The 6,273-nt window shown below is 44.1% G+C and carries 6 protein-coding genes and 4 tRNA genes; 3 read left to right on the forward strand and 7 right to left on the reverse strand.

Annotated features, from left to right (window positions below):
- The 5 genes from NL644_RS22915 to NL644_RS22935 form a co-directional block, all read right to left on the reverse strand.
- A partial coding sequence (locus NL644_RS22915; protein WP_253645201.1) for a GTP-binding protein occupies positions 1-122 on the reverse strand: 122 nt, incomplete at its 3' end.
- 102 nt (positions 123-224) lie between these two features.
- Positions 225-300, reverse strand: a tRNA-Thr gene (locus NL644_RS22920).
- 13 nt (positions 301-313) lie between these two features.
- A tRNA-Gly gene (locus tag NL644_RS22925) sits at positions 314-388 on the reverse strand.
- Between the two features lie 35 nt (positions 389-423).
- Positions 424-508 (reverse strand) — tRNA-Tyr (locus NL644_RS22930).
- A 36-nt stretch (positions 509-544) separates the two neighbouring features.
- A tRNA-Thr gene (locus tag NL644_RS22935) sits at positions 545-620 on the reverse strand.
- A 205-nt stretch (positions 621-825) separates the two neighbouring features.
- Between NL644_RS22935 and coaA the strand changes: the two genes are divergently transcribed.
- Positions 826-1,749, forward strand: a complete 924-nt coding sequence (gene coaA / locus NL644_RS22940) for a type I pantothenate kinase (protein ID WP_005398335.1) — start codon at positions 826-828, stop codon at positions 1,747-1,749.
- Between the two features lie 7 nt (positions 1,750-1,756).
- Here coaA and birA read toward each other — a convergent pair whose 3' ends face one another.
- Positions 1,757-2,722: a bifunctional biotin--[acetyl-CoA-carboxylase] ligase/biotin operon repressor BirA gene (gene birA, locus NL644_RS22945; RefSeq protein ID WP_048625625.1), complete on the reverse strand. Its 966-nt coding sequence runs from the start codon at positions 2,720-2,722 to the stop codon at positions 1,757-1,759.
- The gene (gene murB, locus NL644_RS22950; RefSeq protein ID WP_253658820.1) at positions 2,719-3,762 is read right to left on the reverse strand and encodes a UDP-N-acetylmuramate dehydrogenase; all 1,044 of its coding nucleotides are present in this window, start codon (positions 3,760-3,762) and stop codon (positions 2,719-2,721) included. Before murB ends, birA begins: the two co-directional genes overlap by 4 nt.
- Positions 3,763-3,863: 101 nt before the next feature.
- Between murB and NL644_RS22955 the strand changes: the two genes are divergently transcribed.
- Entirely contained in the window at positions 3,864-4,295 is a 432-nt protein-coding gene (locus NL644_RS22955) for a GNAT family N-acetyltransferase (RefSeq protein WP_031780708.1), read from the forward strand.
- Positions 4,296-4,366: 71 nt separating this feature from the next.
- Positions 4,367-5,707, forward strand: a complete 1,341-nt coding sequence (pssA, locus tag NL644_RS22960; RefSeq protein ID WP_046874695.1) for a CDP-diacylglycerol--serine O-phosphatidyltransferase — start codon at positions 4,367-4,369, stop codon at positions 5,705-5,707.
- The last annotated feature ends 566 nt before the right edge of the window (positions 5,708-6,273 follow it).

Consider the following 6,273-nt stretch of genomic DNA (forward strand, 5'->3'; position numbering starts at 1 on the left):
CCGTAAACTTTAGCAAGAGTAGTACAGATAGCTGCAGTTAGAGTTGTTTTACCGTGGTCAACGTGGCCGATAGTACCAACGTTAACGTGCGGTTTCGTACGTTCAAATTTTTCTTTAGACATGAGTGGTCCCTCTAGGTACGGATTTAGGTGGCCCAAATTGACCACGCAACCAAAAAAAGATAATTGGTAAATCTAATATCAAAAGGAAATAAACTTGAGAGCTGGTGCTGATAGGCAGACTCGAACTGCCGACCTCATCCTTACCAAGGATGCGCTCTACCACCTGAGCTATATCAGCACTCAAATTAGAGTGGAGCGGGCAGCGGGAATCGAACCCGCATCATCAGCTTGGAAGGCTGAGGTAATAGCCATTATACGATGCCCGCAACACGTAACTCTGAGAGCTATTTCCTAAAGAATATGGTGGAGGGGGACGGATTCGAACCATCGAAGGCAGTGCCGGCAGATTTACAGTCTGCTCCCTTTGGCCACTCGGGAACCCCTCCAAATTTTCAAGCCATTCAGACTACTAAAGGAAAGAATGGTGCCGACTACCGGAATCGAACTGGTGACCTACTGATTACAAGTCAGTTGCTCTACCTACTGAGCTAAGTCGGCATAAGTGGTGCGCATTCTATTGAATGATTTTCGAGGTTGCAATAGTAATTTTAAAAAAAATCATAAAATTCGATTTTTTAGATTCGTTTGCTGTAAATTCGTACAAACTTGGCTTTTTTAAAGTAAACTTCGACCTTTGTCGTTTGCTTTGAAGTTCGCTTGATGTATGTTCTTGCTTCTACTAAACCAAGGATAAAAGAGACCCATGAGTCCATTTTTGTCATTTGACCGTGCAAACTGGGCCGAGTTAAGAAACTCTGTACCGATGACACTTTCTGAAGACGACTTGACTGCGCTTCAGGGCATTAATGAAAACCTAACCATGGAGGAAGCGGTAGAAATCTACCTTCCTTTGTCTCGTCTTTTGAATCTGTACGTCCAAGCCCGTCAAAGCCGCAACTCTGTATTACAACAATTCTTGAATACGGAAGAACATGCCCCTCCTTTTGTGATTGGTATCGCCGGCAGTGTCGCTGTAGGCAAAAGTACGACAGCTCGTATTCTGACCGCATTGCTTTCTCGTTGGGAGAATCATCCCAAAGTGTCCTTGGTCACTACAGATGGCTTTCTATATCCGAAAAAGGTACTAGAAGAACGCGGTATCATGCATCGTAAAGGGTTTCCTGAGTCCTATGATATCAAACGTTTAGTTGAGTTTATGTCTGACGTTAAAGCGGGTAAGCCGGATCTTGAAGTACCTATTTACTCCCACATCACGTATGACATTACGGACGAACTAAGAAAAGTTGATAGACCGGATGTTCTTATCATTGAAGGTTTAAACGTTCTACAAAGTGGAATGGATTATCCGCATGATCCACATCGCGTCTTTGTCTCTGATTTTTTGGATTTTTCGATCTATGTCGATGCTGAAACAGAGACAATTGAACAGTGGTATGTGGAACGATTTTTAAAGTTTCGCCAAGGGGCTTTTACTAAACCCGGTTCTTATTTTAGTCACTACACGCAACTGTCAGTCGATGAAGCAAAGCAAAAAGCGAAACAAATTTGGCATGATATTAATGGGCTCAACTTGGAGCTAAATATTCTTCCCACCCGAGAAAGAGCCCATTTGATTCTACACAAAGGCGTCAACCACCTGGTTGATAAGGTGTCTTTACGAAAGTAATTGAACGTCAATCGCTTTTACGCAACGAGATTTCCCCACCAATGTAAGTCTCTGGCCCTTGCGAGGTTTCGAGTAATATCCCGCCTTGATGATCGATGCCGCGTACGACGCCGTGCACCTCTCTAGGTCCGATGAGCAGCTTGACTTGACGATTGAGAAAGTTATCTAATCGATTCCAACGTTCGACAAAGCTGGTAAGCCCTTTCAGTTCATACTCGATAAGTGCGGAATTCCAATGCTTGATAAGCGTCGTCGCTAGGACATTTCTATCGATCACGAGACTCTCGTTTACCTGATTCAATGTTGTCCATGGTTGATCAATCTCAGGTTGCTCATCAGGCATTCCAATATTGAGCCCCATCCCAATCACAAGATGAGCAGCACCACCGGCCTGCCCTGACATCTCCACTAAGATTCCTGCCAGTTTTTTATCTTGATAATACAGGTCATTTGGCCACTTGAGTTTAACGCCTTGTATGCCCATTTCTTCTAGTGCTTCCACTGCGGCAATACCAATAACAAGGCTTAAGCCCATTGCCGCGGCCATTCCCGCATCTAATCGCCAGTACATGGATAGGTATAAGTTAGAGCCAAATGGAGAGATCCATTGTCTACCGCGGCGACCACGTCCTTGTGCTTGATACTCAGCTATACAAACACGGCCCTTTTCTGACTCTGCAACTCTATCAAGCAAATACTGGTTGGTTGAGTTAATCACAGGAACAAGCTCAACAAGTGACTCCGCACTAGCAGTAAGGAGAGCTTCATCTAGCAACTGCAATGGTGATGCCAACTGGTAACCGCGCCCTTGCACTCGATAAATATCAATGCCCCACTCACTAAGACCTTTAATATGCTTAGCTATTGCCGCTCTGGATACATTCAGGGCTTCGCCCAGCGCCTCTCCAGAATGAAACTCGCCGTTACTTAATGACTTTAAGATATGAAGTTTCGTAGAGTGATCTTTTCTCATCTTAACGCCTCGATCTGAGCCAGGTTGGTTTCCCCGGTACGGTTCAGAAATCGAACTTCATGCTCAAGTTCTATTTGGTATTTATCCCACACTGCCTGCTTCACTAGGGAAGCAAGTGCGACAACATCATCGGCACTGCAGTTGTTCATGTTGGTCAAAACCAAGGCTTGCATGGGGTTGACCTGTGCACCATGCACAGACTTCCCCTTTAATCCGCACTGATCAATCAGCCAACCAGCCGCGACTTTCATTCCGCCAGGAGTTGGATAGGCCACGATATTAGTATGTTGCTTCATGAGCCGATCATAATGATCTTGAGTGATCACTGGGTTTTTAAAGAAACTTCCTGCGTTACCTACCTTGACTGGATCCGGCAGTTTCTCCGTTCGCACTTGGCAAACTCGCTCGAAGATTGTTGCTGGGCTAAGTTGTTCTTCCGGAATATCTTTTAAAGGACCATATTGATTAATCGGTTGCCATTGCTTAGCCAACTTAAGCCCTAGTGCTGTAATAAAGCACTTTTCATGCAAAGCGTGTTTAAAAATGGAGTCTCGGTAGCCAAAGTTACAGTCTCTGGCGCTCATTCTTCTATTTTCAAATGTAGTTAGATCAAGAACATCCACGTAGTCACAAATGTCTTTTAGCTCTAGTCCATAGGCTCCAATGTTTTGAATAGGAGCCGAGCCTGCACAGCCAGGGATCAGGGCTAGGTTTTCTAACCCACCAATTCCCTGACTCACACACCAGGAAACCAAATCAGGCCAGTCTTCACCACCTGCAATATGCAATAGGTATTGGTCATCCGTTTCCGTCACATTTTTACCCATGATTCGATTAACGATCACTAACCCGTCAAAATGCTCAGTGAAAAGAACATTACTTCCTTTACCTAAAAAAAGTTTCGGTAAATGGGTGAATCTCGGGTCTTGAAATAGTTGGATAACCTCCTCGAGCGACTCGATGGTCGCTAAATAGGAACACGACTGTTCAATCCCAAAAGTATGGTAAGCCTTAAGGCTTGCATTTGTTTTAATTTGCATAGTAGGTTTGCAACGTCAGATAAGATTCTCTTAAACTGTCGACATTCTACATTAGTTATCTTTTAACCGCAGTGACAATACCTGACTCATTAATCATAGAAGTGTTAAATCCTATCAAGCTCCCTCTCATTAAGAGGTTGTACAAAGCGCATTACCCTTCGGGTCGAGCCAAAAAGGATGAACTGATCATTACAGCGAGCCATAAAGGTGAAATCGTTGCGTTACTACGCTTAAAAACCGTAGATAGATCTCGATTGCTGACGGGAATGCTGGTCATTCCAACACTTAGGGGAACTGGCATTGGAAAAGAACTACTAACTCATTGTAAAAACAATGTTTTCACTGATGGCGATTATTGCTTCGCGTTTACACATCTCGAATCCTATTATTCCAAGCATGGATTCAAAACCATTGATTGCTCTGAGCTACCACACCCGCTAAAAATGGCATTTCAACGCTATGTAGATAGCGGTAAAGATCTCATTCCAATGCAATTCATCTCTTCAACGACATCAAAACGCGCGCTTTTGTAGCCAGGTAAATCATATCTTTGATAAAATGGCAGGTTCGCAATATTGCACTAAACTAAGGTACTCATACCGATATGATAGTAAGTAGGAATCCATTCGAACAGTTGCCAAGTCTCGCTGTCAATCCGGAAGACTTTGATGTTCTGTATTCAGCAGAATCATTCAGGACTCGTCTTTTGGATGCAATCAGCAAAGCAACGTCGCGAATTTACCTAGTCGCTCTATATCTGGAAGATGATGAAGCTGGACGTGAAATTCTCACTGCGCTTTATGAAGCGAAACAGCGCAATCCTGGGTTGGACATCAATATCTGTGTCGACTGGCATCGAGCGCAGCGTGGCCTGATTGGTGCGGAAACATCTGAGGGTAATTCTGCGCTTTACAAAGCGTATGCCAATAAGTACCAACACCCGATCCCTGTCTATGGTATACCTGTGCGTGGCAGAGAGGTTTTTGGGGTACTGCATTTAAAAGGCTTCATTGTCGATGATACTGTCATCTACAGTGGGGCAAGCTTAAATAACGTTTATCTGCACTATCACGAACGCTATCGCTTTGATCGTTACCATGTGATTCGACATGAGTCTTTAGCTAATTCAATGGTGCAATTCATTCAGGAAGAGATGATTGCTCACCCAGCTGTCAATGATCTTGCTGGAAAAGATAAGCCAGAAACCAAAGAAATTAAGTCGGCGATTCGTCAACTGAGAGCTTCACTTGCTCAAGCTAATTATCAGTTTGAAGACCAACCTGCAACAGAGGAAAGTGTAAAAATCACCCCGCTAGTTGGTCTAGGCAAACGCCGCAATCTGCTCAATCAACAGATTGTAAAGTTACTAGCGGCCGCCCAAAACGAAATCTTTATCTGTACGCCTTACTTTAACTTCCCTAAAGCGCTGCATCGTGAAGTGAAGCGAGCCATGAAACGCGGTGTGAAAGTAACTATTGTTGTGGGCGACAAGACAGCAAACGACTTTTATATTGCCCCTGAGGAAGACTTTAAAACCATTGGCGGACTTCCATATCTGTATGAAGTAAACCTACGCCGCTTTGCGAAAGCAAATGAAGCGAATATCGCTGCGCGTAAACTGTCAATTCACCTCTGGAAGCATGACAATAATAGCTTCCATCTCAAAGGCATTTGGGTTGATAAACGCTATATGCTACTGACGGGGAATAACTTAAATCCTCGGGCTTGGTCACTTGATCTAGAAAATGGGCTTCTCATCCAAGACAATTATGCGAAGCTCACTGAGAAGTTCGAAGATGAAGTTTCGCGTATCCTTGAGCATACCCATCTTATCTGTACTTATAAACAGTTAGAAAAAGTGGAAGATTATCCGATAGGGGTGCAGCGGTTAGTAAGAAAAATAACCCGCCTAAAAGCCGATGGGGTTTTAAAACGCATCCTGTAAGCATAATTAACTTCAAAGCTCAGCATTTTCCTGCTGGGCTTTTTTATTATTCCTAGATCCAACAGCTTAATACTCTTTTAGACCTCTATATTAGTAGACTTCAGTAAATAAGCTTGCGAGACGCAACGTAACCCCAAACGCAACAACCTAGAATCTAGAACGGCAATACATGCGTAAGTGGCTAGGTGCTTAATAACTCAGTCTTCCGATCTTACTCTTTCTCACACTACGCTAGTGAATAAGCTCTCTAACACGTAATAAAAGGGAGCTTTAATGAGTCAGCACAGGGACTCAAAACTAGCGCTCGAGACTGGGATCCTGTTCAGCAGAAACCACACAGAACTGCGCAACACCTCACTCATGACAGGGCTTAGAAAGCATAGCGAAGAGGGAAGCCTGCCTCTCGATGCAAGGTTTCAATATGGAAATGGGGTTAAGGGAAGTCGGGTAACCAAAACGAAAAAAAGCCCCAGTCTTTCAACTGGGGCTTAATATAAGTGGCGGAGTGGACGGGACTCGAACCCGCGACCCCCGGCGTGACAGGCCGGTATTCTAACCAACTGAAC

The organism is Vibrio sp. Y10_XG_PY6 (genome assembly GCF_024181795.1).
GTDB lineage: Bacteria > Pseudomonadota > Gammaproteobacteria > Enterobacterales > Vibrionaceae > Vibrio > Vibrio diabolicus.